General features: G+C 44.2%; 25 protein-coding genes and 1 tRNA gene. 20 read left to right on the top strand and 6 right to left on the bottom strand.

Translation table 11 applies throughout. The features are described from left to right. Positions 1-118 precede the first annotated feature (118 nt). The 11 genes from rimP to arsB all read left to right on the top strand — a co-directional run bounded on the left by rimP (position 119) and on the right by arsB (position 13,267). Positions 119-610 carry a ribosome maturation factor RimP gene (gene rimP / locus FD967_RS03365; RefSeq protein ID WP_046329859.1) on the top strand — a complete coding sequence of 164 codons (492 nt, stop codon included), beginning with the start codon at positions 119-121 and terminating at the stop codon, positions 608-610. Beyond that, positions 607-2,088 (top strand): transcription termination factor NusA, encoded by a 1,482-nt coding sequence (gene nusA / locus FD967_RS03370; protein WP_046329860.1) that lies wholly within the window; start codon positions 607-609, stop codon positions 2,086-2,088. The genes rimP and nusA overlap by 4 nt, the downstream gene beginning before the upstream one ends. A gap of 13 nt (positions 2,089-2,101) precedes the next feature. Then, positions 2,102-4,879, top strand: a complete 2,778-nt coding sequence (gene infB / locus FD967_RS03375; RefSeq protein WP_215326726.1) for a translation initiation factor IF-2 — start codon at positions 2,102-2,104, stop codon at positions 4,877-4,879. A gap of 14 nt (positions 4,880-4,893) precedes the next feature. Further along, on the top strand, positions 4,894-5,262 hold the full coding sequence (gene rbfA, locus FD967_RS03380; protein WP_215326727.1) for a 30S ribosome-binding factor RbfA: 369 nt from the start codon (positions 4,894-4,896) through the stop codon (positions 5,260-5,262). A 6-nt stretch (positions 5,263-5,268) separates the two neighbouring features. Beyond that, positions 5,269-6,180: a tRNA pseudouridine(55) synthase TruB gene (gene truB, locus FD967_RS03385; protein ID WP_215326728.1), complete on the top strand. Its 912-nt coding sequence runs from the start codon at positions 5,269-5,271 to the stop codon at positions 6,178-6,180. A gap of 70 nt (positions 6,181-6,250) precedes the next feature. Then, positions 6,251-8,068, top strand: a complete 1,818-nt coding sequence (typA, locus tag FD967_RS03390) for a translational GTPase TypA (protein WP_215309721.1) — start codon at positions 6,251-6,253, stop codon at positions 8,066-8,068. A gap of 127 nt (positions 8,069-8,195) precedes the next feature. Next, positions 8,196-10,559 carry a Tex family protein gene (locus FD967_RS03395; protein WP_215326729.1) on the top strand — a complete coding sequence of 788 codons (2,364 nt, stop codon included), beginning with the start codon at positions 8,196-8,198 and terminating at the stop codon, positions 10,557-10,559. Between the two features lie 60 nt (positions 10,560-10,619). Beyond that, positions 10,620-11,378: a molybdate ABC transporter substrate-binding protein gene (modA, locus tag FD967_RS03400; RefSeq protein WP_251369083.1), complete on the top strand. Its 759-nt coding sequence runs from the start codon at positions 10,620-10,622 to the stop codon at positions 11,376-11,378. Positions 11,379-11,415: 37 nt separating this feature from the next. After that, positions 11,416-11,745 carry a helix-turn-helix transcriptional regulator gene (locus FD967_RS03405; protein WP_215326730.1) on the top strand — a complete coding sequence of 110 codons (330 nt, stop codon included), beginning with the start codon at positions 11,416-11,418 and terminating at the stop codon, positions 11,743-11,745. Continuing rightward, positions 11,703-12,221, top strand: a complete 519-nt coding sequence (locus tag FD967_RS03410; RefSeq protein ID WP_251369084.1) for an arsenate reductase ArsC — start codon at positions 11,703-11,705, stop codon at positions 12,219-12,221. The genes FD967_RS03405 and FD967_RS03410 overlap by 43 nt, the downstream gene beginning before the upstream one ends. After that, positions 12,218-13,267 carry an ACR3 family arsenite efflux transporter gene (gene arsB / locus FD967_RS03415; protein ID WP_215326732.1) on the top strand — a complete coding sequence of 350 codons (1,050 nt, stop codon included), beginning with the start codon at positions 12,218-12,220 and terminating at the stop codon, positions 13,265-13,267. The genes FD967_RS03410 and arsB overlap by 4 nt, the downstream gene beginning before the upstream one ends. Positions 13,268-13,303: 36 nt before the next feature. On the opposite strand, the gene FD967_RS03420 is transcribed toward arsB, so the two are convergent. From FD967_RS03420 to FD967_RS03430, 3 genes are all read right to left on the bottom strand, one after another. Next, a complete protein-coding gene (locus tag FD967_RS03420) occupies positions 13,304-13,540 on the bottom strand; it encodes a hypothetical protein (protein WP_215326733.1) in 237 nt (78 codons plus the stop codon). A gap of 71 nt (positions 13,541-13,611) precedes the next feature. Next, on the bottom strand, positions 13,612-14,037 hold the full coding sequence (locus FD967_RS03425; protein ID WP_215309730.1) for a universal stress protein: 426 nt from the start codon (positions 14,035-14,037) through the stop codon (positions 13,612-13,614). Positions 14,038-14,163: 126 nt separating this feature from the next. Then, positions 14,164-14,937 (bottom strand): TSUP family transporter, encoded by a 774-nt coding sequence (locus tag FD967_RS03430; RefSeq protein WP_215326734.1) that lies wholly within the window; start codon positions 14,935-14,937, stop codon positions 14,164-14,166. Positions 14,938-15,052: 115 nt separating this feature from the next. Between FD967_RS03430 and FD967_RS03435 the strand changes: the two genes are divergently transcribed. The 3 genes from FD967_RS03435 (at position 15,053) to FD967_RS03445 (ending at position 17,176) form a co-directional block, all read left to right on the top strand. Further along, positions 15,053-15,946 (top strand): pseudouridine synthase, encoded by an 894-nt coding sequence (locus FD967_RS03435; protein ID WP_215326735.1) that lies wholly within the window; start codon positions 15,053-15,055, stop codon positions 15,944-15,946. A 7-nt stretch (positions 15,947-15,953) separates the two neighbouring features. Beyond that, a complete protein-coding gene (gene dusA, locus FD967_RS03440) occupies positions 15,954-17,036 on the top strand; it encodes a tRNA dihydrouridine(20/20a) synthase DusA (RefSeq protein ID WP_215326736.1) in 1,083 nt (360 codons plus the stop codon). A gap of 64 nt (positions 17,037-17,100) precedes the next feature. Further along, positions 17,101-17,176 (top strand) — tRNA-His (locus tag FD967_RS03445). Positions 17,177-17,287: 111 nt separating this feature from the next. Here FD967_RS03445 and FD967_RS03450 read toward each other — a convergent pair. Continuing rightward, positions 17,288-17,638 (bottom strand): DUF3147 family protein, encoded by a 351-nt coding sequence (locus FD967_RS03450; protein WP_215326737.1) that lies wholly within the window; start codon positions 17,636-17,638, stop codon positions 17,288-17,290. 79 nt (positions 17,639-17,717) lie between these two features. Between FD967_RS03450 and FD967_RS03455 the strand changes: the two genes are divergently transcribed. Further along, positions 17,718-18,905: an MFS transporter gene (locus tag FD967_RS03455; RefSeq protein WP_215326738.1), complete on the top strand. Its 1,188-nt coding sequence runs from the start codon at positions 17,718-17,720 to the stop codon at positions 18,903-18,905. A gap of 145 nt (positions 18,906-19,050) precedes the next feature. Further along, entirely contained in the window at positions 19,051-19,566 is a 516-nt protein-coding gene (locus FD967_RS03460) for a DUF1003 domain-containing protein (protein ID WP_215326739.1), read from the top strand. Positions 19,567-19,603: 37 nt separating this feature from the next. Here the strand turns inward: FD967_RS03460 and FD967_RS03465 are convergent, their stop codons facing one another. Then, positions 19,604-21,079, bottom strand: coding sequence for a ribonuclease catalytic domain-containing protein (locus FD967_RS03465; RefSeq protein ID WP_215326740.1), 1,476 nt, complete (start codon positions 21,077-21,079; stop codon positions 19,604-19,606). Positions 21,080-21,275: 196 nt separating this feature from the next. On the opposite strand from FD967_RS03465, the gene FD967_RS03470 reads away from it, so the two are divergent. The 4 genes from FD967_RS03470 to FD967_RS03485 all read left to right on the top strand — a co-directional run bounded on the left by FD967_RS03470 (position 21,276) and on the right by FD967_RS03485 (position 25,426). Then, on the top strand, positions 21,276-21,716 hold the full coding sequence (locus tag FD967_RS03470) for a universal stress protein (protein ID WP_215326741.1): 441 nt from the start codon (positions 21,276-21,278) through the stop codon (positions 21,714-21,716). Between the two features lies 1 nt (position 21,717). Continuing rightward, complete coding sequence (locus FD967_RS03475) at positions 21,718-21,981, top strand: DUF1488 family protein (protein ID WP_215326743.1); 264 nt, start codon at positions 21,718-21,720, stop codon at positions 21,979-21,981. 95 nt (positions 21,982-22,076) lie between these two features. Next, positions 22,077-23,321, top strand: a complete 1,245-nt coding sequence (locus tag FD967_RS03480; RefSeq protein WP_215326744.1) for a glycosyltransferase family 2 protein — start codon at positions 22,077-22,079, stop codon at positions 23,319-23,321. After that, the gene (locus FD967_RS03485) at positions 23,318-25,426 is read left to right on the top strand and encodes a polysaccharide deacetylase family protein (protein WP_215326745.1); all 2,109 of its coding nucleotides are present in this window, start codon (positions 23,318-23,320) and stop codon (positions 25,424-25,426) included. The genes FD967_RS03480 and FD967_RS03485 overlap by 4 nt, the downstream gene beginning before the upstream one ends. A gap of 222 nt (positions 25,427-25,648) precedes the next feature. On the opposite strand, the gene FD967_RS03490 is transcribed toward FD967_RS03485, so the two are convergent. Then, positions 25,649-26,506 (bottom strand): GGDEF domain-containing protein, encoded by an 858-nt coding sequence (locus FD967_RS03490; protein WP_215326746.1) that lies wholly within the window; start codon positions 26,504-26,506, stop codon positions 25,649-25,651. Positions 26,507-26,525 lie beyond the last annotated feature (19 nt).

Genomic DNA, 26,525 nt, shown 5'->3' on the forward strand with positions numbered 1-26,525 from the left:
GCTGTTTTAAGTTGTTACCGACTGATGTTGCGATCAACGTAAGTCGGCCTGTTCTGAATTTCGAGAATATGGGCTTTGAAGCCCATTTTTTTTTGCCGTTTTGGATTGAAGGGTATTCGTGAAGGATCAGCGGATTATTTCTGCAGAGGTAGAAAACCTAGGGTACACGCTAGTTGATATCGAGCGTGAAGCCGGAGGTTTGCTGCGTGTCACGATCGAAAACCCGGATTATGAGCGTTTGATTAATGTCCAGGATTGCGAAAAGGTAAGTCATCAACTGAGCTACACATTGCCAGTGGAAAACATTCCCTTTGAGCGTCTAGAGATTTCTTCTCCTGGTCTAGATCGCCCTGTTAAATCAGCGGCTGATTACGAGCGCTTTTCCGGAATGGAAGTGGATTTGAAATTGCGAGTTGCCGCTGGCGATCGCAAGAAGTTTCGTGGTGTGTTGCAAGGATTGCTGAGTGGTGAGTTGGATTCACCCGATGCGAAATTTGGTTTGTTGTTTGAAGGCGCTGATGGCGCTGAGTCTCAATTGGAGTTTTCTTTAGCCGAGGTCGATAAGACTCGGTTGGTCCCTGTTATTGATTTCAAAGGAAGAAAGTCATGAGCCGAGAAGTTCTCATGTTGGCAGACGCCTTAGCGCGTGAAAAGAACGTAGATCAAGCGATTGTGTTTGAGGCGCTAGAAATGGCGTTGGCATCAGCTACTAAGAAACGTTATCCGACAGAAGATGTGGATATCCGTGTATCGATTGATCGCGAGTCTGGTGAATACGAAACCTTCCGTCGCTGGTTGGTTGTTCCTGATGAAGCAGGTCTCCAAGAGCCTGATAAAGAAATTCTGCATTTCGAAGCCCTCGAACAATTTCCTGATATGGAAGTTGGCGAATACATTGAAGAGCAAATCGAATCTTTAGCCTTTGGCCGTATTGGCGCACAAGCTGCCAAGCAAGTGATCTTGCAACGTATTCGTGATGCTGAGCGTGAGCAGATTCTGAACGACTACCTTGAGCGTGGCGAAAAAGTCATGACCGGTACCGTGAAGCGTGCTGACAAAAATGGTTTGATTATTGAGTCTGGTCGCGTTGAAGCCCTGCTGCGTCGCGATCAAATGATTCCTAAAGAGAACCTCCGTTCTGGTGATCGTGTTCGTGCTTACATCTTGAAAGTAGATCGTGAAGCCCGTGGTCCACAGATTGAGCTCTCACGTACTTGCCCAGATTTCTTGATCAAGTTATTCGAGAACGAAGTTCCAGAAATGGAGCAAGGTTTATTAGAGATTAAGGGTGCAGCACGCGATCCTGGTATCCGCGCAAAAATTGCTGTGATTACTTACGACAAGCGTATCGATCCAATTGGCACTTGCGTTGGCGTTCGTGGCACACGCGTTACTGCAGTTCGTAATGAAGTGGCTGGCGAGGCGGTAGATATTGTGTTGTGGTCTGAAGACCCAGCGCAGTTTGTGATTGGTGCCTTAGCTCCAGCACAAGTCTCTTCGATCGTAGTTGACGAAGAGCGTCACGCTATGGATGTGGTGGTTGATGAAGAGAACTTGGCAATTGCGATTGGCCGCAGTGGACAGAACGTCCGCCTGGCTAGCGAACTGACTGGTTGGCAGATCAACATCATGACTCCAGAAGAGTCTGCTGAGAAAACTGAAAAAGAAGCTGCTTCTGTACGTCAATTGTTCATGGATAAATTGGACGTTGACCAAGAAGTTGCTGATATTTTGATCGAAGAAGGTTTCAACACATTAGAAGAGGTTGCTTACGTACCCCTTTCTGAAATGTTGGAAATTGACTCTTTTGACGAAGACACCGTAAACGAATTGCGTACTCGTGCGCGTGACTCTCTCTTGACCATGGAATTGGCTAAGGAAGAGCGCGTTGGCGAAGTCTCACAAGATTTACGTTCCCTTGAGGGAATGACCACTGAACTGGTTGCCAAGCTTGCTGACAATCAAGTTCATACCCGTGACGACTTAGCTGAACTGGCTGTTGATGAGCTAGTTGAGGCGACACAAATTGACGAAGAAACCGCGAAAACGCTCATCATGAAAGCGCGCGAACATTGGTTTACTTCATGAGAGGAAGTAGTACATGGCAACAACAGTAAAAGTACTCGCTAAAGAATTAAAACGTACCGCGCCAGACCTTCTAGAGCAATTGAAGGCGGCCGGTGTTGAAAAAGGTTCTGAGGACGACAGCATTACCGAAAAGGACAAGACTGTCCTGCTTGAGCATTTGCAAAAAGAGCATGGCAGTGCAGATACGGGTAGTCGTAAAAAGATTACCTTAATCAAGCGCGAAAACTCTGAGATTCGTCAGGCAGATTCTGCTGGGCGTACTCGCACTGTTCAGGTTGAGGTTCGTAAAAAGCGCGTGCTCGTTAAAGCAGGAGATAAAGCTCCTGAAGAGGCTCCTGCTCCAGCAGCCAAGAAAGCTGTTTCTGCAGCATCCGCTAAACCCATCTTATCCGCTGAAGAGTTAGAAAAACGCGCTGCTGAAGCTACGCGTCAAGCTGAGTTATTGGCTCGTCAAGAAGCTGAAATGAAAGCAGCAGAAGATGCTCGCCAAAAAGAGGCTGATGCTGCAGCGGCTGCAAGTGCAGCTGAGCCAGCGACTGAGAAATCCGCCAAGGCAGACGGAGATGCTGCAGCAGCTAAAGCTGCTGAAAAGAAAGCGAAGGCTGACAAGGCTGCTAAAGATATTGCTGATGCTAATAAAGTGCAATTGGCGGATATCACTAAACGCCGTGCCGCTGCTGAGGCTGAAGCTTTAGCAATTCGCGACATGATGAGTACACCTGCGCGTGTTCTTAAGGCGCCAAGTGAAATTGCTGCTGAAGAAGCTAAAAAAGGTACTCTACATAAGCCTGCCAAGGTTGAGGGTGCTGAGGATAAGAAAAAAGCAGTTGCTAAAGTTGGCGGTAAGACGATTAAATCTGCAGAGACTTCATCTACTTGGCAAGAAGAAGGCGCTAAAAAACCAGGTGGTCTCAAGACTCGTGGTGATAGCTCAGGTGGTGTAGGTGGTTGGCGTTCAGGCGGCGGCAGAAGAAAGCAACGTCAAATTGCTGAAGCCAATGTCGACACCAATTTCCAAGTGCCTACTGAAGCTATTGTGCGCGATGTCAATGTCCCAGAAACCATCACCGTTGCTGAGTTAGCTCACGCTATGGCTGTGAAGAGTGCAGAAGTGATTAAGCTCTTGATGGGTATGGGTCAGATGGTCACCATTAACCAGATCTTGGATCAAGATACGGCAATGATCATCGTCGAGGAAATGGGCCACACAGCGCATGCTGCTAAGTTAGATGACCCCGATTTAGATTTGGGTACAGCTGGTCACGATGCAGAGTTATTGCCGCGTCCACCCGTAGTTACGGTGATGGGTCACGTTGACCACGGTAAAACATCTTTACTTGATAAGATTCGCGCAGCTAAGGTTGCAACTGGCGAAGCTGGTGGTATTACTCAGCACATCGGCGCGTATCACGTTGAAACTCCCCGCGGCATGATTACCTTCCTTGATACTCCGGGTCACGAAGCCTTTACGGCAATGCGTGCTCGCGGTGCCAAGGCAACGGATATCGTGATCTTGGTGGTTGCAGCGGATGATGGCGTGATGCCACAAACCAGAGAAGCGATTCACCATGCTCAAGCAGCGGGTGTTCCAATCGTTGTAGCAATCAATAAGATTGATAAACCTGAGGCCAATTTAGAGCGTGTCAAAACGGAATTGGTAGCTGAGCAAGTAGTGCCTGAGGAATACGGTGGCGATGTGCCATTTATTGGTGTTTCTGCCAAAACAGGTGATGGTATCGATGCATTGCTCGAGAACGTGCTCTTGCAAGCAGAAGTGTTAGAGCTTAAAGCAGCTAAAGAAGCTCCGGCACAAGGCTTAGTGATTGAGGCACGTTTGGATAAAGGGCGTGGCCCGGTTGCAACTGTTCTCGTTCAGTCTGGAACGCTCAAGCGTGGCGATATGTTGTTAGCTGGTTCAACCTACGGTCGTGTTCGCGCGATGTTGGATGAGAACGGTAAGCCATGTAATGAAGCTGGCCCATCTATCCCTGTAGAGATCCAAGGTTTATCTGAGGTTCCTGCAGCTGGTGAATCTGTACAAGTGGTTCCTGACGAGCGTAAAGCACGCGAGATTGCACTGTTCCGTCAAGGCAAGTTCCGTGATGTGAAGCTAGCGAAACAGCAAGCCTTCAAACTCGAAACCATGATGGAAAACATGGAAGAGGGTGCAATTGAAGCGAAGTTGTTGCCGCTGATTATTAAAGCAGACGTACAAGGTTCTCAAGAGGCATTGTCACAGTCATTGCAAAAGCTCTCTACTGCGGAGGTGAAGGTTCAAATCGTTCACGCAGCAGTCGGTGGCATTACTGAGACTGACGTGAACTTGGCAGTTGCTTCTAAGGCAGTGATCATTGGCTTTAACTCTCGTGCAGATGGTGCGGCGCGTAAGTTGGCTGAAAATAATGGTGTGGATATTCGTTATCACAACATTATTTATGACGCAGTTGATGAAGTGAAGGCAGCCTTAAGCGGCATGTTGACACCAGATAAGAAAGAAGAAATCACCGGTATGGTGGAGATTCGTCAAGTCTTCTTGGTATCTAAAGTTGGCGCGATTGCTGGTTGCTTAGTGCTCGATGGTGTGATTAAGCGTAACTCTAGTGTTCGCCTCTTGCGTGACAATGTGGTGGTCTGGAGTGGTGAGCTAGATTCTCTCAAGCGCTTTAAGGATGATGCAAAAGAAGTTCGTGCCGGTGTTGAGTGTGGCTTGTCATTAAAAGGCTACAACGACATCAAAGAGGGCGATCAACTAGAAGCATTTGAAGTGACTGAAGTTGCTAGAACACTTTAAGAGCTACCCAGTTAATGCATAAATCTAGCCCTCATCGTAACCAGCGTCTCGCCGATCAAATTCAGCGAGACCTGGCCGAGCTGATTCCTCGTGAATTGCGTAGCCCGAGCCTAGGTTTGATTACTTTACAAAGTATTGAACTTACGCCAGATTTGGCGCATGCAAAAGTCTTCTTCACTGTTTTGGGCGCTGAGCCTGAAGTAGCATTGAAGGCGTTACAGGATAAAGCGGGCTACTTACACTCTTTATTGTTTAAGCGTTTGCATATTCATACTGTGCCAACCCTGCATTTCCACTACGACAGTTCTGTTGAGCATGGCATCGAAATGTCTCGCTTAATTGATCAAGCGGTGGATAGTGATCGCAAAGACGAGAACGCGTAAATAGCTATGTCTGTACGTATCGATGGCGTTGTCTTGCTTGATAAACCTGCTGGCATGAGCTCGCAAGGAGCCGTTACTGCTGTGAAGCGTGCATTCAATGCGGAAAAAGCTGGGCACACGGGCACCTTGGATCCAATGGCTACAGGCTTACTCCCCATTTGTTTGGGTGAAGCAACAAAGTACTCTCAGGATTTATTGGAAGCGGATAAGACTTACATCGCTCAAGTGAAATTTGGTCAGCGCACTGATACTGGCGATGCTGAAGGCCTCATCATTGAAGAGTTGCCGCTCCCAGTATTTGCTGATGAAGTTGCCTTGAAGTTAGCGCTAGAGTCATTATTGCCCGCATTTACTGGTCTCATTAGTCAGGTTCCGCCAATGTATTCAGCACTCAAGCGCGATGGCAAGCCTTTATATGAATATGCTCGTGCTGGTGTTGAGTTGGAGCGTGCCCCACGAAATATTACGATTCACGCCATTCGCTGGACCAATATCAATTGGCCTGAAGCCACTTTAGAAGTGAGCTGTAGCAAAGGTACTTACATTCGTGTCTTAGCAGAAGATATTGGCAAAGCTTTGGGTTGTGGTGCGCATTTGGTTGGCTTGCGCCGTACTGAAGTAGGTCACCTCACTTTAGAACAGTCTTTCACAATCGAATCGATTCAGAAGGGCTTGCAAGAAAGCTCATGCTACATCTTGCCAGTCGATGCGCTATTACAAACCTTGCCACATCTAACAGTAGATGAGCAGCAAGCAAAACGTTTAGAGATGGGGCAGCGAGTCCCGCTCAATTTAACCTCGATAGAAGCGCTAGTGCGTATCTATCGCGCAACTGCTGCTCCACATAACTTTATCGGCACTGGAGATTGGCGCTCTGGGGTGTTGCATCCCAAGCGTTTGATTTCTTCGGCGCATTAACATTTTTGACTTATTAATTGATTAACCTTAACTAACCCGAATTTCATATTCTTAACTTTAGAAGCTTCACATGACTAAACGCGCACTTCGTAATATCGCCATCATCGCCCACGTTGACCACGGTAAAACTACTTTGGTTGACCAACTCTTGCGCCAATCTGGCACATTCCGCTCAAACGAAAAAATGACCGAACGCGTCATGGACTCAAATGATTTGGAAAAAGAGCGTGGCATTACTATTTTGTCCAAGAACTGTGCGGTTGAATATGACGGCACACACATCAACATCGTCGACACACCAGGACACGCCGACTTCGGTGGTGAAGTAGAGCGTGTGCTCTCCATGGTTGACGGTGTTTTGCTTTTGGTTGACGCAGTTGAAGGCCCAATGCCACAAACTCGCTTCGTAACTAAGAAAGCCTTGGCTCTTGGATTAAAGCCTATCGTTGTGATTAACAAGGTTGACCGTCCAGGTGCACGTTGTGACTACGTAATAAACGCCACTTTTGAATTGTTTGATAAGTTAGGCGCTACGGAAGAGCAACTCGACTTCCCAATCATCTATGCATCAGGCTTGAACGGTTATGCAGGCACAACGGAAGATGTCCGTGAAGGCGATATGCGTCCATTGTTTGACGCTGTTCTGAAATACGTCCCTGTGCGTGATGATGATCCAGATGGTCCTTTGCAATTCCAGATTTCTTCAATCGATTACAACAGCTATGTCGGTAAGATTGGTGTTGGTCGTATTAGCCGTGGACGTGTGAAGTCAGGCATGGAAGTAGTCTGCATGAACGGTCCTGATGGCGTGCCGTTTAAAGGCCGTATTAATCAAGTGTTGAAATTTAAAGGTTTAGAGCGTGAAATCGTTGACGAGGCCTTTGCCGGCGATATTGCTTTAATTAATGGTATTGAAGAGTTGGCGATTGGTACAACGGTTTGTGCGGTTGATAAACCAGATCCATTGCCAATGCTCAAGATTGACGAGCCTACTTTAACCATGAACTTCATGGTGAACACCAGCCCATTAGCTGGCCGTGAAGGCAAGTTTGTAACTAGCCGTCAGATTCGTGAGCGTCTTGACCGTGAGTTGAAAGCCAATATGGCTTTGCGCGTTAAAGAAACTGATGATGACACCGTATTCGAAGTGTCTGGCCGTGGCGAGTTGCACCTCACCATCTTGGTAGAGACGATGCGTCGTGAAGGCTATGAGATGGCAGTTTCCCGTCCTCGTGTTGTCTTTCACGAAGAGAATGGCGTCAAGATGGAGCCGTACGAGAACTTAACGGTTGACGTAGAAGATGCTACTCAAGGTTCTGTAATGGAAGACTTGGGTAAGCGTAAGGGCGAGTTACAAGATATGGTGAGTGACGGAAAAGGTCGTACCCGTCTTGAATACCGTATTCCTGCACGTGGTTTGATTGGCTTCCAGGGCGATTTCATGACCATGACTCGTGGTAATGGTTTGATGAGTCATACATTTGATTCTTATGCTCCAGCCAAAGATGGCATCTTAGGTGAGCGTCACAACGGTGTATTGATTAGCCAAGACGATGGCGAGGCCGTTGCTTATGCTATTTGGAAACTACAAGACCGTGGTCGTATGTTTGTAAAGCATGGCGATCCTGTTTATGAAGGCATGGTGATTGGTATTCATAGTCGCGATAATGACTTAGTTGTGAACCCAATTAAAGGTAAACAATTAACTAACGTACGTTCCTCAGGTACTGATGAAGCGGTTCGTTTAGTGACACCAATCGACTTGACTTTGGAATACGCTGTTGAGTTCATTAGTGATGATGAGTTGGTTGAAGTAACGCCGAAGAGCGTACGAATCCGTAAGCGTCATTTGAAAGAGCATGACCGTAAGAAAGCTTCCCGCGAGTAATTTCGCAAAGTTGCTACACTGAGGCACTTTAATCAGTCATCTAGTGAGTTAATAAGAGTCACCTTTGGGTGGCTCTTATTTTTCCTCCAGAGCAATATTCTTAAAATCTTAGTAAATAAATTATTTCATGCTGCCATCAATCGAACAACGTCTTGCCCAAGAGTTATCTGCTAAACCTGCACAAGTGGCTGCCGCCATCGCATTGATGGATGAAGGTGCAACCGTTCCCTTTATTGCACGTTATCGCAAAGAGGCAACTGGCGGTTTGGACGATACGCAGTTGCGTTTACTAGAAGACCGACTCGGTTACTTGCGAGAGTTGGAGGAGCGTCGTAAAGCGATTGTTGCGTCGATTGAAGAGCAGGGCAAGATGACTCCGGAGTTACTCAAAGCCATCCTGATGGCAGAAGATAAGACCCGCCTAGAGGATCTCTATCTTCCTTATAAACTCAAGCGTCGTACCAAGGCGCAAATCGCTCTGGAGGCTGGATTAGAGTCTTTAGCTAATGACTTATTGGCTAACCCCATGTTGGATCCAGAAGTGGAAGCAGCCAAATATCTTAAAGAGGCATTTACATCTGATCAGGGTGATAACCCAGGCGTCGTCGATACTAAGTCCGCTCTTGAAGGCGCTCGTCAGATTTTGATGGAGCGTTTTGCTGAAGATGCTGGACTGGTGCAATCACTTAGAACGTATTTGCAGGAGCATGGCGTTGTGGAATCTAAAGTCATTGCTGGCAAAGAGCAAGAGGGTGAGAAATTTTCAGATTACTTCGATTACTCAGAACCTATCTCAGCAATTCCGTCGCATCGTGCTCTGGCTTTATTTAGAGGTCGTCGTGAGCAAATGCTTATGGTCAACTTGCGTCTAGACACCGAAGAAGAAAAGCCCAAATGGGACGCGCCGCATAATCCTTGTGAGTCCCGTATTGCCAATCATTTCAAGATTAAAAACGAAGGCCGCCCTGCTGATCAGTGGCTTGCAGACACTGTACGTTGGACTTGGCGCATCAAATGCTCGATGCATTTGGAATCTGAGCTGATGAGTGCTTTGCGTGAACGCTCTGAAGCGGAGGCGATTAATGTCTTTGCGCGCAACCTCAAGGCTTTACTGTTGGCTGCACCTGCAGGACCAAAGGTTACTATTGGCCTTGATCCGGGCATGAGAACCGGCGTCAAAGTGGCCGTAGTAGATGCGACAGGTAAGGTGGTAGATACCGATGTGATTTACCCACACCAACCCAAGAATGATTGGGATGGCTCATTGCATACGCTTGCTAAATTAGCTGAGAAACATCAGGCTAACTTAATCTCGATCGGTAACGGTACAGCCTCACGTGAGACTGATAAATTGGCGCAAGATTTAATCAAAGCTAAACCTGAACTTAAGCTGACCAAGATTGTGGTCTCTGAAGCAGGGGCATCGGTTTACTCTGCCTCTGAGTACGCCTCAAAAGAATTACCTGGTATGGATGTGTCATTGCGTGGAGCGGTATCGATTGCGAGAAGGCTACAAGATCCTCTAGCCGAGCTAGTGAAGATTGATCCAAAGTCTATTGGCGTGGGTCAATATCAGCACGATGTGATGCAGACTCAATTAGCTAAGTCATTAGTGGGAGTAGTAGAGGATTGCGTTAATGCGGTCGGTGTTGACGTGAATACGGCATCCGCACCCTTATTGGCAAGAGTCTCAGGCTTAAGTGCTACGGTTGCTGAAGGAATCGTGACTTATCGAGATAGCCATGGCGCCTTTCAGACGAGGGCAGATTTGCGTAGCGTGCCTCGCTTAGGCGAGAAGACTTTTGAGCAAGCAGCTGGTTTCTTGCGCATTATGAATGGTAAAGATCCTTTGGATGCCTCTGCTGTCCACCCAGAATCCTATCCTTTGGTAGAAAAGATTCTGAAAGATATCAAGAAGGGTGTTAAAGAGCTCATTGGCGATATCGCAATACTTAAGGGGCTCAATCCAGAAAAGTATGCCGATGAGCAGTTTGGTCTTCCTACAGTTACCGACATTATTAAGGAATTAGAAAAGCCCGGCCGTGATCCTCGTCCGGAGTTCACTACAGCGACATTTAAAGATGGTGTCGAAAAAATCAGTGATCTTAAGACCGATATGATTTTAGAAGGCGTAGTTACCAACGTGGCAGCCTTCGGTGCCTTTGTCGATATTGGCGTTCATCAAGATGGCCTGGTACATATCTCTGCATTGGCCAATACCTTTGTAAAAGATCCGCACACGGTAGTCAAAGCAGGGCAGGTGGTGAAGGTCAAAGTACTTGAAGTAGATGAAAAGCGCAAGCGCATTGCACTCACCATGCGACTCTCTGATGAAGCGCCTAAAGTGTCGGTAGGCTCAAAGCCTGAGCAAAGGTCAAATAGACCTGGCACTTCAAGAGCTCCAGAAGCTAGAAGACCGCAGGAAGATAGAAGATCTGCGCCTCCAATGAATAATGCAATGGCTGATGCCTTACGAAAGCTTAAGGGTTAAAAAATCGTTACACTGAAGTAGTGGAGTACATCAAACAATAGGCATAGAAATATTAGCTAAATGAATCCGATCAAACATATTCTTCTGACTTTGATGGCTCTGTATGTCTCTACTTCTTTAGCTCAAACAGCGCCAACAGTAGCTGCAGCCTCAGACCTCAAGTTTGCCCTAGAAGAAATCGCTGCGAACTATAAGGCTGATAAGGGGCAAGAGGTGAGGCTGGTATTTGGTTCATCTGGTGTGCTCTGGCAGCAAGTCAAAAATGGAGCGCCCTTTGGTTTGCTGATGTCTGCCGACGAGGCGTATATCGATGACTTACATAAAAATGGCTTAACAGTAGATCAGGGAAGTCTTTACGCTATCGGCAGAATAGCTCTCTTGCAGAAAAAGGGTAATCCAATCAAGCTTGCTACAGATAAAGATGGTTTGATTAAAGCCATTACAGAGGCCAAGAAAATTGCCATAGCCAACCCAGAGCACGCCCCTTACGGTAGGGCTGCAAAAGAATACCTCATTGGCATTGGTGTTTGGGATCTGGCCCAGCCTAAGCTAGTGTTTGGAGAAAATATTTCTCAAGCAACGATGTTTGCCTTAACTGGCTCAGCAGATTTTGCAATTGCAGCTTTATCTTTAGCCATATCACCCCAAGTGCAAGTGCAATCTACCTATGTATTAATACCGGATCACTTGCATAAGCCCTTAAGACAAAAGATGGCCTTGATCAAAAATAGTACATCTAGCGCAAAAGATTTTTATCAATACCTACAAGAGTCTAAGTCTCGGCAAATCATGAGCAGGTATGGCTTCACTGCTCCGTAGTCATCTATTTGTAATATAGTTCGATTATTATGGAATTATGAAAAATACTGAAGCTATTCTGGCATTCATGGCCCTAGGGCAAGAATCCCGCTTAAACGTCTATCGCCTCATCGTTCAAAAGGGTGATCAGGGTTTATTGCCATCGCAAATCCATGAAATGCTGGGTATTCCCAATGCGACGCTCAGCTTTCATCTGAAAGAGCTCTATCAAGCCAATCTCATCACTGTCGAGCGCCAAAGTCGTAATCTGATCTACAGACCAAATCCAGGAATGGTAGAAGATCTTAGTCAATTCTTGCTAGCTAACTGTTGCGACGGTAAGCCATGCAAAACTACCAAAGTGATCAAAAAGGTAAAGGCCCAATGAAGCAGTACAACATTCTTTTCTTATGCACTCATAACTCTGCTAGATCGATCTTGGGTGAGGCTTTAGCATCCACTCATCCAAGTGGAAAATTTGTAGGCTATTCAGCAGGCTCTACCCCGGGAACAAGCGTGAATCCTATTGCTGCTGATATTGCAGAAGAATTGGGTATGGACCGCACTCTTTTGAGATCGAAGAGTTGGGATGAGTTTGCTTTACCAGACGCTCCAAAGATGGATTTTATTGTGACGGTTTGCGATAACGCCGCTGGCGAAGTGTGCCCATTTTGGCCAGGTCAGCCTGCGACAGCGCATTGGGGATTCCCTGATCCATCCCAAGTACAGGGTACTGATTTAGAGAAAAAGGCAGCTTTTAATGAGGTCATGAATGGCCTCAAAAGACGTTTAGATATTTTGGCGGCAATGCCATTGGAAAAACTCGATTCTATGAGCCTGAAAGAGATACACAGCAAAGCATGAGCTCCCTTACTAAAAAACTCTCCTTTCTAGATCGCTATTTGACGGTCTGGATCTTTGCAGCAATGGCCCTAGGTATTGCATTGGGTCACTTTATTCCAGATGTAGAAAGGTTTATTAATTTCTTTCAGGTTGGAAGCACTAATCTTCCAATTGCTATTGGTTTGATATTGATGATGTATCCACCCTTTGCTAAGGTGCGTTACGAAGATCTGCCTGACGTTTTTAAAGATAAACGTATCTTTCTGATTTCGCTATTCATGAACTGGATCATTGCACCAACTTTAATGTTCTTTTTAGCGATTACTTTTGTTCCAGATCAACCGGAATATATGGCTGGGCTGATATTGATTGGCATCGCACCTTGTGTTGCGATGGTCATTATTTGGAATGATCTGGCCAAAGGCTCTACTGAATACGCTGCTGGCCTAGTGGCATTTAATGCCATTTTTCAGGTGCTGTTCTTTAGTGTCTACGCCTACTTTTTCCTGACGGTATTGCCTCCATATTTCGGGCTCGCAGGATCAAGCGTGAGCATAAGCATGGGTCAGATTGCGCAAAGTGTATTTATCTATTTAGGCATTCCTTGTATCGCAGGAATATTGACTAGGGTAGTGATGCTCAAGTTCATGACTAAAGCGCATTATCACGAGCATCTTGTGCCTCGGATTGGCAAGCTTACCTTGATTGCCTTGCTCTTTACCATCGTCGTGATGTTTAGCCTCAAAGGCGGGGTAATTTTGACGCTCCCGATGGACGTCCTTACCATCGCCGTTCCATTGCTGATTTTCTTTCTGATCATGTTCTTGCTGACATTCTTTGTCACCGGCAAGATGGGGATCGATTACCAGCGTTGCTGTACGCTCTCATTTACTGCTTCGAGTAATAACTTTGAATTGGCGATTGCTGTAGCGATTGCGGTATTTGGAATTAATTCTGGAGCAGCCTTTGCAGCAGTCATCGGGCCCTTAGTAGAGGTGCCCATCATGATTGGCTTAGTGACTGTGGCCTTATGGTTTAAAGGGCGCTATTTCTCAAGAAGCGTTTAAGTTGCAGGATTTGCAGTTCTCATTCGGCAAGTTTTTTTATGCTCTGTAAGGCCTAACTAGATTCTCTAAACCAAAGGCATCATTTGCATGCCTGAGTTGGTCAATAGACTCTCTCAGCGCTTTTACTTCTTTGCATTTGAGTTTTTGAAGTTTCTGACGATCCATTCCATAGGTATCGACTAGATAGCGAATTCTAGTTAAGCATATTTGCAGGCGAATAAGCCAGTAGATGGCAAATATCCCCGGTGCGAATAAGAGCAGCAAAATACTCATTGAAGAATCCATAAAAAAGACCGTCACTTAGACGGCCTATTGAAAATAATCTAGCGATGCACTTTTTAAGCTTACTTGACTAATAAAACAGCTTGCTTGGCTGTATTGCTGACTCTCTGAGCAACAGAACCCATCATGGTATCGACAATACCACTGCGACCTTTTGAGCCCATGACGATCAGATCAAACTTTTCTTTATTGGCAAGTGCAATGATCTCGTTGGCAATATTGCCGCGCTTAATAACCATGCTATGTTTTACGCCAGCCGAATCCAATACCTTCTGGGATCCCTTGAGTTCTTTCTCACTCACTTCGCGCAGGTAGTCATCAATGACGCTATTTGCCACAAATTGTTTCACATGACCCAAGCCAATATCATCATGAACGCTAATTAATGTCACTGTGCACTTGCTGCGCAAATCTTTTGCTAATTTCACAACATACTTAGCTGCATTAAGTGAAGATTTGGAGCCGTCAACTGGTAATAGAATTTTCATAACACCCTCATTTTTATAGTAAATAAACTAAATTCTCATACCCTTAATTTACTCTCAATATGCCTATAAATCCACAAGGGGTTTCCAATACCTTACTAAATTGTGTATCTATTTTCTTGAAAAGATTTACTTCAAGAAGGCATCGTAGAAGGTTTTGATAATGAGTATGGTGACCAAAATGAAGAAGCCCTTACGAATAAAGGAGTTGCCATGCTTGATCGCAATCCTGGTGCCAATTTGACCGCCCACCAGATTGGCGCTGGCCATGAGTAAGCCAAGCTTCCAGTCAAAGTAACCTAGATAGAAAAATACGCAGAGCGCACCTAGATTGGAAGCAATATTGAGAAACTTGGCAGGCGCTGCAGATCGCAAAAAATCAAATCCTAAAACACGGGTGTAAAAGAGTTTATAAAAGGCACCAGCTCCAGGCCCTAGGAAGCCATCGTAAAATCCAATGATGCCGGCGCCTGTTGAGGCAATAGCTTTTTGTTTATGGTGATGATGCTTGGGAGCGTGAACTAGACCCGCGCTAGATTTGATATTAAAGATCAGTAGTGCTAGCAATAAAAATGGCAGGGCGCCTCTGAGCCATTCGGTTGGTAGGCGAGTAACGAGGTAGGCCCCTGCAACTGAGGCAAAAAAGGCAAAAGTAGAAGAGATGATCACAAGGCCCCAAGGGCTTTTATTGACTCGGCTGTACTGAATAGCTGAGCCAATCGTACCTACGATAGAACCAAACTTATTGACTGAGAGTAGGGTGGCTGGTGGAAAGCCCGGTAGGGCTGCAAACAGTGCTGGAACCTGAATCATCCCCCCGCCACCAATAATGGAGTCGACCAATCCCGCAAATAATGCGAAGGCAAACAATAAGCCAAGGTCAAATGCAGAGAGTTCAAGCATGCTGTCTATTCATTTTCTAGTTTTAATGGGCGCTGCTGCCCCATTTTAGAGGGTTTCATTTGGGCGTACTTGGATTGCCTTGCCTAGCTTGGTGGGGGTGGATAATCTAGTGCAAATGAAAGTCAATTCTGAAGGAGTCTCCTCTTCTAGGGTGTATTTACCTGCTGGGCAGAGTTATGTTTCTTTGCTGGATTTTTTCACAAGCAATTTCCCGCATATCGATAGAGCTGAATGGGAATCTCGTTTTATAGGGGGTCTAATCATGACTCCGGAGGGAGGGGCACTTGCAGCTAGTGATGCTTACCTACCTAATACCCATTTACTGTATTTCAGGCGCTTAGTGCGTGAACCAGAAATTCCTTTCGAAGAAGCCATCCTCTTTCAGGATGAGCATATTTTGGTTGCCGATAAACCCCATTTTTTACCAGTGACTCCAAGCGGTCTTTATCTTCATCAAACCCTATTGAATCGCCTAAAGAAAAAAACAGGCATTCAAGACTTAAGTCCTATTCATCGTATTGATCGCGATACTGCAGGACTAGTCATTTTTTCAGTCAAACCTCAAGAGCGGGCTCAATATCAAAATCTGTTTAGAGACCGAGAAGTCAAGAAAGTATACGAAGCCATAGCGCCGTATTCAGAAGAGTTGATCAAAAAACTGCCAATGACTTATGAAAGCAATATAAGGGAGTCTGAACATTTCTTGCAAATGGAAGAAGTGGATGGCACTGTAAATACAGATACCTACATTGAACTGATTGAAGTAAATAAGCCTTGGGCTAAATATCGCTTAACTCCGGGTAGTGGCAAGAAGCATCAATTACGCTGCCACCTTAATGCCCTCGGGGTTCCAATACGTCATGATCAGATCTATCCAATCCTGACCCCTTATCAAGAGTATGATTTGGACTTTTCTAAACCCCTACAGCTCTTAGCAAAAGAGATTCATTTCAAAGACCCGGTAACGGGGCAAGAACGATTTTTCATGAGTGAAAGAGTATTAGTTTGAAATCCGTATGACTGTAAAGCCCGCCAAACGATTAGCTGTAGCCCCAATGATGGAATGGACTGACCGTCATTGCCGCTCTTTTCATCGCTCGCTCACTAAGGATGCTGTTCTCTATACCGAGATGGTGACGACAGGCGCCCTCATTCATGGGGATGTGCCACGCCATTTGGATTATTCGCAAGATCAGCATCCAGTCGTATTGCAACTTGGCGGCTCTGAGCCTTCTGATCTAGTAAAAGCTTCAGAATTAGCCCAGCAGTGGGGCTACGACGAGATTGATCTTAATTGTGGTTGCCCGTCTGAGCGCGTACAACGTGGAGCATTTGGTGCTTGTTTAATGGCTGAGCCACAACTAGTTGCCGATGGTGTCAAAGCTATGAAAGCCGCTGTTGATATCCCGATCACAGTAAAGCATCGCTTGGGCTTAGACTCGATGGATGCCGCAAGCTCTGAAAAAGATTATCAATTTGCTTTGAACTTTATTCTTGCGGTAGCGGATGCGGGTGCTAGCCAAGTTACCATCCATGCGCGCAATGCTGTTCTCAAGGGTTTATCCCCAAAAGAGAATCGTAGTAAACCACCATTGCGTTATGAAGTCGCCGCAAAACTTCGTCTAGATGCGCAAAAACAATTTCCTAATCTCAAAGTGCTGCTCAATGGTGGCCTAGAAACTAATGAGCAAATTGCTGGTCATTGGGATGACTTTGATGGTTTTATGGTGGGTAGGGCGGCATATCATTTTCCGGCAATGTTGCTTGGTTGGGATGATTTGATTAAGACCAATGGTGAAGCTGCTGGGTATCTATTTAGTGAGACCGAGTGGCATCGCATACAGATTGCATTAGTGAGGCAGGTGCAGGCATGGTTTGACGAGTGCCAATCTAAAGGCAAACCGTTTTATATCGGCGCATTTACAAGACATATCCTTGGCCTAGCCCATGGTAGAGCGGGATCGCGTTATTGGCGCCAGCGCCTTTCTGATCACCATGCCTTGGCTAAAGTACAGAGTAAGGTAGCTATTTTGGACTTCTTTATCGATGCTAGCCTCACCTTGGGGGATTGGGCTGCCTTTGAGTTTGATGAGGCTTAAATCACCTATCTAAGCCATTTTTGACAGGGTTTTGTCTCAAAAGCTATAATCTATGTCTTCAGTGGCGGACGTAGCTCAGTTGGTAGAGTCCCAGATTGTGATTCTGGTTGTCGCGGGTTCGAGCCCCGTCGTTCGCCCCACTTAGCCCAAGATCCTAAATCTTTAGGTTCTTATAAGCCTCTCGCAAATTAATCTTTCGGATTTTCTCTGAATAAGCGCAGATTAAAAAGGGCGGGCAATGTTTCACATATTTACAGTAACTCAATCCCAAACCCCTTCATTGCCAAAGCAAATAAGCCAAAGCAGATAACAGTTGTCACCACGCAAGCTCCCATAGTTATCCAGAACCCTAGCTTGGGAAGTAGGTATGGAAACAATAGAAACATAGGCAATGTTGGCATCACATACCAGAAGGTGTAATAGGCGTGATTGGCAATCTTTTCTTCTGGCTGGTTTTCTACATACAGCCATACAAGTGTTAAAAGAGTCATCAAGGGCAATGCTGCAATAAAGCCACCTAACCTATCACTGCGTTTAGCTACCTCAGAGATGAACACAACCATTCCTGCTGTTAGGAGATACCTAGTAATAATCCAAGCCATAGAAGCCTTTATTGTGTATGCCCACCCCATTATAGGAATATCGTTTAAAACGACAAAACAAGAGTAAATTGAGCTTGTAATGTTTAAAACAATTCTCGCTCTTCCTCGTACTGTTTGGCTTATTGGTTTCATCAGCCTGGTAAATGATTCGGCCAGTGAGATGCTCTACCCTTTGATGCCTTTGTACCTAGCATCAGTCTTAATGGCTGGGCCAAAGGCATTGGGAATCATTGAAGGCATTGCTGAGGCCACTTCTAGTATCTTTAAATTAGTTTCAGGCGTGATTGTTGATCGTACAAAAAAAGCCAAGCCTTGGATTGTTTTGGGCTACACGCTGGCTGGTATTGGTAGACCCCTGATTGTGATTGCGAATTCATGGCTATGGGTTTTAGCAATTCGCTTTACTGATCGAATGGGTAAGGGTCTTCGAAGTTCCCCCCGTGATGCCCTCTTAGCTGAGAGTGTGAATGAAAATCAGCGAGGTATTACCTATGGCTTGCATCGCTCAATGGATAACGCAGGTGCAGTCATCGGACCACTATTAGCGGCGATGTTTTTATCTATGGGGGTAGCGCTCAAAGATATCTTTCTATGGGCCATTGTTCCGGCTGTAATTACCATTACTCTTGCTTTGTGCATTAAAGAACCAAAGCGAGAGGCTGTTCCACAAGCAAGTAAATTTAGCTGGTCGCTTGAGGGGATGCCAAATCAATTCAAAAGATATCTAGTTGTGGCAGGTATTTTTGCTTTGGCGAATTCATCTGACATGTTCTTGTTGCTAAGAGCAAGAGAGGCGGGGGTTCCACAAGAGCAAATCCCTCTCTTATGGGCGGCAATCTCTTTAATTACAACATTGTTTGGTACCCCCTTATCCGCACTATCAGATACTTTTGGCCGTAAGCGATTTATTTTGATTGCTTGGATTGCTTTTGCATTTTTTTACATTTGTATGGGCTTACCAGGACTTTCCACTTATCAAATATTTGCGCTCTTTGGGGTTTACGGATTATTTAAAGCAGCAACAGAGGGGGTTGAAAAAGCCTTAGTCGCAGACTTTGCGCCAAAAGGTCTGGCTGGTACCGCCTTTGGCTGGTTCAATTTAATAACAGGGTTAATGCTCTTTCCAGCCTCATTTATCTTTGGCTGGATATACGAATCCATTGCGCCACTGTATGCATTCTTATTTTCAGGCGGATGCGCATTGGTGGCATTTGTGTTGATGGCTTTTTGGGTCGACAGGCCCAATCAAGCTAAGCTAGAGACGTAGATCAAATTATTTCACGAGTAATACTGGTTGTTTTGCTGTGCTACTAATGCGCTGTGCTACTGAGCCCACCAAGAAATACCAAAACTTCCTTCGGTGGTTTTTTATTTAAAAGGGCGTAGAGTGGAAGTTCAATAGGAGAGTCCCCATGATAATTCACGTACCTACCAATCAAGAGCTACAAACTTTGGAGGCCCTGCGTATTCATAGGCGAGCACACAGAGCGAGCATTCCAGCCCAGATTTCAGGCCATGTTGAGCAAGCTAAGGGCGGGCTAACTACAGGCCAGAAAATATCAGACACGGTAGCGAAGACAGTGGGGTCCTGGAAATTCATCATCATCCAGAGTATTTGTATTTTGGGTTGGATTACTTATAACTCGCTAAATAATGCCAATGTTTGGGATCCATATCCTTATATCTTGCTCAATCTAATGTTGTCATTTCAGGCAGCTTACACCGCGCCGGCAATTATGATGAGTCAAAATCGACTTTCAGAAATCGACAGGCAGCAGGCTAATAATGATTTTGAGGTGAACGTAAAAGCAGAGTTAGAAATCGAATTACTTCATCAAAAAATAGACATGATGAAAGAAAAAGAACTTTTTGCTCTGACTAAAGCAGTTGAGGCTTTGAGTCAGAAATTGGATGTTTATCGTAAATAATTCAACCATTTCGACCCACGAATTGAGCAATATAGTTTTAGAAGGCAACCTGCATGAAATTGATGTGACCCATCTCAACATTAGTAGATGTTAGTTTTACCCGTACCTTATTTCCGATGGATACATCTTTAGGAAGCTTCAGAAGCATTCCCTCGGCAGGGGGATTGAAAATCCTGACCCACCCATAATTTGGCGTAATGCCGGTAATCACGCCATTAAAGTCTTTGCCAATATAGGGCTCTAAAAATAGCGCAGCTTCAGATTTGCGCATTCTGCGCTCCACCTTACGAATGGCATCCTCCTGTGTGGTGCAGTGGAGGGCGAATGCATAAAGTTCCTGGGTTTCATATGCATTAGACTCATTATTAATAGCTTTTTTGAGCATGCGTAAGGTAATTAAATCGGGATAGCGTCGATTTGGCGCTGTTGAATGCATGTAATCTTGAACGGCCAAACCAAAGTGGCCGATCGGAGTAGCCCCTGGCTGCTCTAAAACATACTCTCCTGGACCCATTAGTTTAATAACGACCAGAGATAGGTCGGGAAAGCGCAGGGGGTCCGCTTCGTGCCGTTTGGCTAAAAATTCCGATAGAGCTTTAGAGTTGGCTTCATTAGGTAATACTTCCCCATACTGCTTGGCAAGTTCAACAATGCGTAACCATCGGTCTGGACTACGAACCACTCTTCGTAGAGAAGGGATACCTTTTTTGAGTAGGAAACGCGCAGTCGAGCCATTAGTTGCAATCATGAACTCTTCTATTAGCTGCCTACCACGGTTATGAACCTGTTCGGCAATCCCAATAATATGTTCACCTTCAAAAACAGCTTTTGGCTGGAAAATCTCTAGCTGCAGTGATCCAGCCCGTTGCCGCTTCAAACGTAATCGCTGCGCAATTTCATCTTGGACCCTGATCTGTAGATCCATGCCAGGAACAGCAGCCATTGCGGCTGGCATTTCTCCTTTGCCCTCGATCCAAGTTGATACGGCGTCATAAGCTAACTTTGCTTTATTGTGTACCTTCGCTCTATAAATTGTCGAGCCTAAGATCTCTCCTTTGCTGCCAACAACAATTTCAGTAACTAAAGCCAGCCTGATTTGATCAAAATTGAGGGAAGTGAGGTTGGTAGATAGTTTTTCTGGCAGCATCGGAAAAATTCGTGCAGAGGTATAGATCGATGCGGTGTTATGTTTAGCATGCTCATCAATAGGAGTATCTTTTTTAATGAGGGCGTCGACATCCGCTATGGCAATATAGATTTTATGATTTCCATTGCCAGCATCACTGCATACTGTTAATTGATCTAAATCTTTTGAATCATCATTATCTAGAGAGCACCATAGGAGATTGGTGAGGTCCTTAACAAGAGGATCGTTATCTTCTGCTGGCAGATTAATGGCGTCTAGTTGTTCGTGGACTTCTTTGGAAAAATTAGGCTCAAGCCCTCTTTCCTCCGTTACGGTTGCAGCGATCCTAGCTAAGTCAGATTTATCATATTGCTGGTGTTTTGACATATATTGGGTGTTGACCAAGGTAGTTGAAGTGTTGGGCTATTCTCAATCATATCGGAGGTAGTCTGCGAATCTTCTCAAAAGCAATTAATTACATAGGGTATGCACTAAGAATATAAGATTTCGTTTGAATCTTTTTTAAGAGAGCATACTTAGAATCTAATTATAATTTTTATGCAATGAATATAAGGGGTAAATTATGTTTAAAAAAATAGTAGTTCCCATTAGTGGTGATGCAATCACTAAAAAAGAACTTAATAAAATTACCAAGCTAGCTAAGATAGATGATGCCGATATTGTCTTGGTTTATGTATCCGACCCATTGGCACCTTACGTATATACAGAAAGTGTCAATAATTTATTGATCTCGGAGGCAGCCCATAAAAAAGCATGCGCAGAGTTTGCTAAAAAATTATTTACAAATGCTCAGTCTCAATTAGGATCTAGCCTTAATGTTAAGTTTATGCATATCATCCATCCCAATATTGCCGATGGTATTTTAGAGGCAGCCAAAAAATCTAAGGCAGATGCGATTGCGATGTCTTCTCATAAGCGCACTGGTCTATCTGGATTGATTTTACGTAGTGAGGCCTGTGAAGTTGTTCTTCATAGCCCTATTCCCGTCATTGTGCTTAATTGATATGAAAATCGAATTCATAGGACCGCCTGTACTTGCCGAGGATGGTGGCGTTTTTTATGCGGCTAAGTTAGACGGTGAGACTCTCTTATGTCACTTTAGTTACGAAGCTCTGGAGGATGTTGATCCTGATACAGTTCAAGGTGATGCTGCAACCCTTTTTCAAAAGCATCAACTAAAGCTTCTTTCAATTGCGGAGAAAAAAATTCGAGATGGTCATGCACACGATGGTCAAATTCAAATTTTTAGCAATGACTTGCTTTTATAAAATCCACTAATTTCTTTAATTTTTTCGACTAATATAATTTGTACTTCTCAGTAAAAGCAAAATTTATTATTTCCCTGCTATTTTCCTTAGGTTGGATGGGATTTTCTTTTTGGTATTCCCAGCCTTGGTTCTCAGATCTCAGCAATGAAATAGGAACATTTCCCGCTTACTTCACAATTACATTTATAGCAATCATCCCAGGCTTCATGAATGCCTTTGTGGCGATGGCGCTACTACTGGATCGTCGTCCTAAAGTCATTGTTGATCAGCACTACCCACCAGTCACGATATTAATCGCTGCCTATAACGAAGAAAATTCAATATCCTCAACCTTGTCAGGAATTTTTCTACAGGACTACCCAGCAGATATTCGTATCATTGTGATTAATGATGGCTCAAGTGATAAGACTGTTGATTCTGTTAAAGCATTACAGTCGGCCCATCCCAATTTAGAGCTCATTGATTTGGGACATAACGGCGGCAAGGCATCTGCTCTAAATCATGGCTTGGTAAAATGCACAACGGACATCATTATTTCAATCGATGCGGATAGCTATATATTGAAAGATGGGGTTCGTCATTTGGTTGGCCGATATCTTTCAGATCCAATAAACACCAAGGCAGTGGCTGGTGAAATTCTCATTCGCAATTCACGAGAAAACTGGATCACTAAGGCGCAGGAGTGGGATTACTTTTTAGGTATTGCCACCATTAAGCGCATTCAGTCTTTATTTCAAGGCACTTTAGTTGCTCAAGGCGCATTCTCTTTATACGATCGAAAAACAGTTTTAGATCTGGGTGGGTGGCCGGAAATGGTCGGTGAAGATATCGTGCTGACTTGGAGAATTTTGGTGGCAGGTTACAGAGTTGGCCATGCCGAAGATGCCTTGGCATTTACCGACTGCCCTAACACATTAAAAAAATTTGTTAACCAAAGAAGACGCTGGTCACGTGGTTTGATTGAGGCTTTTAAAGATAACCCAATGATCCTGTTTAAACCACGGTACTCAACTTTTTATATTTGGTGGAATACGATGTTTCCACTGATGGATATTGCTTTTACCTTTGGCTTTATTCCTGGACTAATTCTCGCTTGCTTTGGTATTTTTTGGATAGCAGGCCCCATGACCCTATCACTATTGCCAATGGCTTTTTTGCTCAATTGGCAAATGTATTTAAAAGGTAAGGCGATGTTCAATGCTGAGCATTTAACAGTTCGGGCAAATATCTTGGGATTCTTGTCTTATGTATTTGCTTACGGATTTATTCTCCAGCCTGCCTGTGTGTATGGATATTTTTCTGAGCTATTTAATCTTCGCAAATCATGGGGGACAAAATGAGAAACTTTCTCCTCTTCAAATTACTGAAGCAATCTTTAATATATATCCTATTTGCACAGATTGTAATAACGCCTCTTGCTATTGCTCAGGGGCTTCCATTGGGTGCGAGAATTTATCAAAGTGTCGATACAGAGCGTAATTCTGTTAGCAAGATCATGGCTGAGTACTGGCGTGATGGAAAGAATGGTCAGGATGGGATTATTTTTGATTCACCATTTCAGCCCTATTATGAGGCGAATGATATCGAGGTGATGACTCAGGAGCGTAAGTCACTCAGGGTGTCTACATCATCTGAAAATATGGCTGGTACTTTTTACAATTTCCCTAAACCTATTTCAATGCGAAATAAGAGCCTTCGGTTTCGAGTTAAAGTCTCGAACTGGTCTCAGATTAAAGAGCTTAGTCTTATTTTAAGTTCGGGAGATGACTCTTTTACTCGTAGCTTTACGCTTGACCTCACAGAGAAATTACATGGTCAAACTAATAATAATTGGGTGGAAGTAACGGCGCCCATTAGTAATTTCTTTTCATACAATAGTCCCAACATGCTTGATATTTACTCTGCATTATGGAGAGTACGTGACAAAGGTGTGTCACGAGTAGAGACTGAAATAGCTGGATTTCAAATTATTGACAACGGTAGCATTGCGCGTATTAGCATTACCATCGATGATGGTGATCTCGATAGTCTTATTGCAAAGCGCATCATGGATCAATACGGGATGAAAGGTTCGCTATTCATTGATCCATCTGCAATTGGACAAAAAGGATTCTTGTCACAAAAGCAGCTTGATCTATTTGCAAGAGATGGTTGGAATATTGGCGGTCATGATATTAACTATAACCTTCGAGCCATGTCGACGCAGGAAGTTGATAGTTTTCTTGGCTCAACAGCCTCTTATTTAAAGGATCGCCAATATGCTGGTCGTGAGTATTTTGCTTATCCTGGCGGTCTAGATGATCCACGAATTAATGCTTTAGTGTTAAAACATTTCAAGTATGGCCTAAATGTTGATAGTACAAGCAATGCTGGAAGTACTATTAGTGACTACAGAATTAACCGTATGAGCATTGATCGTTGGACTACTTTAGCTCAGGTTAAAAAATGGATTGATGATGCAAAATCTAATCATGAATATTTAGTATTAAATTTTCATACATTTAGTGCTGCTCGTAGTACAGATGAAAATATTAGCCCTGAATTCTTTTTAGAAATAATTCAATATATCGATACTAGTCAAGTACTGGTACAAACTGTATCTGAAGCTGTAGAGAGTATTAACACTACTCAACTTAGCGAAGAAATAAAAGGCTTTCCAAGGATAAGCCTATTACCTATTGCTCAAGTAGATCGTATTACGCTCATTGATCCACGAAGACAAGATTTTGGTGTTGGTCTTGCGCAGACTGTCTATAGCAACCCAGGCGCTACATATTTAGGTCAGGAGTTACAGTTCTTGGCTAACTATAACGATGGTAACTATGCATTAAAGGGTGGTTTGGGTATTGGAGTATTAAGTGGAAAAAACTATTTAGTTGGTGATATGACAGCTATGAAATTTGTGAATGCAAATAGCTTAATTGCATTTGGGGTCTACGGTGATGTAGTCAATTCAGTTTTAGGTCTTCAACAAGGTGTTACTCAGCAGGGATGGAATATTGGAGGAGATCTATACAACGATTATGGAGGCCTATCGCTTAGCGGAACTCAAAGCTATTTCACGCAAGGAAATACTCAAACTGGTGGAACTGCAAAAATTTATGCGATGACTGCTTACGAGGGCGTACACATTTACATTAAGGACCGATACTATATTAATAGTCAGGCAGATACTCCACTTTTCTATTCTCCACAATACTATCAGAGACTTACTACTGGCCTCGGCTGGCGAAAGGTTCTAGGTGAAAATATATATAGTGGTTGGGTTGATGCTGGACAAGCTAATGCTGCAGGAACAAAAATCTTTGCTGGCTCGGGAAGGTTCGCTTTAGACCATGTTCAAAATAAGGCAATCACTTATGGTGTAGCACTTGGCACTGATATCAGTGCGGCTAGTAATTATCAGTACTATTATGTGGATGCGCATTTTAAATACACTTTTTAATCGAAAATAGGCAATGAGTTTCCTTAATTTGATGCAAACGGTGTGCGTTAAGCCATAGCAAGAATATAGGGATATCAATACTAATGTTGAGTTCGCGGCTACGAGCCCAGTAGCATCAAATGATTATTACTTTAAGACTCGGGCAGGTTATGGAAAGTCTGCTGGGTTTTTAGGGCCTAATTACTTTTATCGCTATGTGATGGAAGAGTTGATCATCCCGTTTTAATATCGTGCCCTCTTAAGGGGGGGGGTAGAGGCGCCCCAAAAGGCAACACGATTTCGCCCTTCATTTTTAGCTTGATACATTGCTAAGTCAGCCTGATTGAGTAATTCATTTAAAAGTATGTCCTGCTTATATTCCATGTTTTCATTCGGGTTAAAAATCGTTCCCCCAATACTAATTGTGATTTTTATTGAGGAAGAGGAGCTTGTTTCATTTGCCGTATTGGCTATGTGTTCGCGCAAACGCTCGGCAATTTGAGCAGCCCCTGTAGCATCTGTTTCTGGTAAAAGAATTAGAAATTCTTCCCCCCCAATACGGCCAACCGTGTCGATGGAGCGAAGGACTTCTTGGGATTGCCTTACTAAATTAATTAAAACTTCATCGCCAACATGATGACCAAGCTGATCATTTACATCTTTAAAATGATCAATGTCCATTTCTAATAAAGCAAAAGAGTGTTTATTTCTTCGCGAGCGTTCAATTTCTTCCGAGACTCGATAGAGTATTTCAGTGCGACTTAAACTATTAGTGAGGGGGTCGTGCTGAGCAAGAGTTTCGAGCATCAGTTGATTGTTATCAGACTTGATAATTAATTTCCTAAGTCCAAGAACGCCGAGCAATAAGAATCCTGAAATTGGCAGTGACAATATTGCGTCTAATAAGTCGAAGCGACCAGACTCAAAGATATGAAATATTGGACCAATTCTTCTGCCAATCATTAAGCCAAGACCAGTAGCTAAAAATAACCAGCCCCAGCGATATATCGTTACTGAATGTCGAAATAATGACAGGCTAATAAGCGAGGCAAAGACCTGGCAGAGTAGTGATAAGCAGTAAAGGCCAATTGCTATATACAAAGCGTGCCTTAAATTTCAT

The sequence above is a fragment of the Polynucleobacter sp. JS-Mosq-20-D10 genome, from assembly GCF_018687755.1.
Lineage (GTDB): Bacteria > Pseudomonadota > Gammaproteobacteria > Burkholderiales > Burkholderiaceae > Polynucleobacter.

Coding starts and splice junctions, on each gene's coding strand:
- nusA (WP_046329860.1), top strand. CDS start 607: ATGAGCCGAGAAGTTCTCATGTTGGCAGACGCCTTAGCGCGTGAAAAG.
- infB (WP_215326726.1), top strand. CDS start 2,102: ATGGCAACAACAGTAAAAGTACTCGCTAAAGAATTAAAACGTACCGCG.
- rbfA (WP_215326727.1), top strand. CDS start 4,894: ATGCATAAATCTAGCCCTCATCGTAACCAGCGTCTCGCCGATCAAATT.
- truB (WP_215326728.1), top strand. CDS start 5,269: ATGTCTGTACGTATCGATGGCGTTGTCTTGCTTGATAAACCTGCTGGC.
- typA (WP_215309721.1), top strand. CDS start 6,251: ATGACTAAACGCGCACTTCGTAATATCGCCATCATCGCCCACGTTGAC.
- FD967_RS03395 (WP_215326729.1), top strand. CDS start 8,196: ATGCTGCCATCAATCGAACAACGTCTTGCCCAAGAGTTATCTGCTAAA.
- modA (WP_251369083.1), top strand. CDS start 10,620: ATGAATCCGATCAAACATATTCTTCTGACTTTGATGGCTCTGTATGTC.
- FD967_RS03405 (WP_215326730.1), top strand. CDS start 11,416: ATGAAAAATACTGAAGCTATTCTGGCATTCATGGCCCTAGGGCAAGAA.
- FD967_RS03410 (WP_251369084.1), top strand. CDS start 11,703: ATGCAAAACTACCAAAGTGATCAAAAAGGTAAAGGCCCAATGAAGCAG.
- arsB (WP_215326732.1), top strand. CDS start 12,218: ATGAGCTCCCTTACTAAAAAACTCTCCTTTCTAGATCGCTATTTGACG.
- FD967_RS03420 (WP_215326733.1), bottom strand. CDS start 13,540: ATGAGTATTTTGCTGCTCTTATTCGCACCGGGGATATTTGCCATCTAC.
- FD967_RS03425 (WP_215309730.1), bottom strand. CDS start 14,037: ATGAAAATTCTATTACCAGTTGACGGCTCCAAATCTTCACTTAATGCA.
- FD967_RS03430 (WP_215326734.1), bottom strand. CDS start 14,937: ATGCTTGAACTCTCTGCATTTGACCTTGGCTTATTGTTTGCCTTCGCA.
- FD967_RS03435 (WP_215326735.1), top strand. CDS start 15,053: ATGAAAGTCAATTCTGAAGGAGTCTCCTCTTCTAGGGTGTATTTACCT.
- dusA (WP_215326736.1), top strand. CDS start 15,954: ATGACTGTAAAGCCCGCCAAACGATTAGCTGTAGCCCCAATGATGGAA.
- FD967_RS03450 (WP_215326737.1), bottom strand. CDS start 17,638: ATGGCTTGGATTATTACTAGGTATCTCCTAACAGCAGGAATGGTTGTG.
- FD967_RS03455 (WP_215326738.1), top strand. CDS start 17,718: ATGTTTAAAACAATTCTCGCTCTTCCTCGTACTGTTTGGCTTATTGGT.
- FD967_RS03460 (WP_215326739.1), top strand. CDS start 19,051: ATGATAATTCACGTACCTACCAATCAAGAGCTACAAACTTTGGAGGCC.
- FD967_RS03465 (WP_215326740.1), bottom strand. CDS start 21,079: ATGTCAAAACACCAGCAATATGATAAATCTGACTTAGCTAGGATCGCT.
- FD967_RS03470 (WP_215326741.1), top strand. CDS start 21,276: ATGTTTAAAAAAATAGTAGTTCCCATTAGTGGTGATGCAATCACTAAA.
- FD967_RS03475 (WP_215326743.1), top strand. CDS start 21,718: ATGAAAATCGAATTCATAGGACCGCCTGTACTTGCCGAGGATGGTGGC.
- FD967_RS03480 (WP_215326744.1), top strand. CDS start 22,077: ATGGGATTTTCTTTTTGGTATTCCCAGCCTTGGTTCTCAGATCTCAGC.
- FD967_RS03485 (WP_215326745.1), top strand. CDS start 23,318: ATGAGAAACTTTCTCCTCTTCAAATTACTGAAGCAATCTTTAATATAT.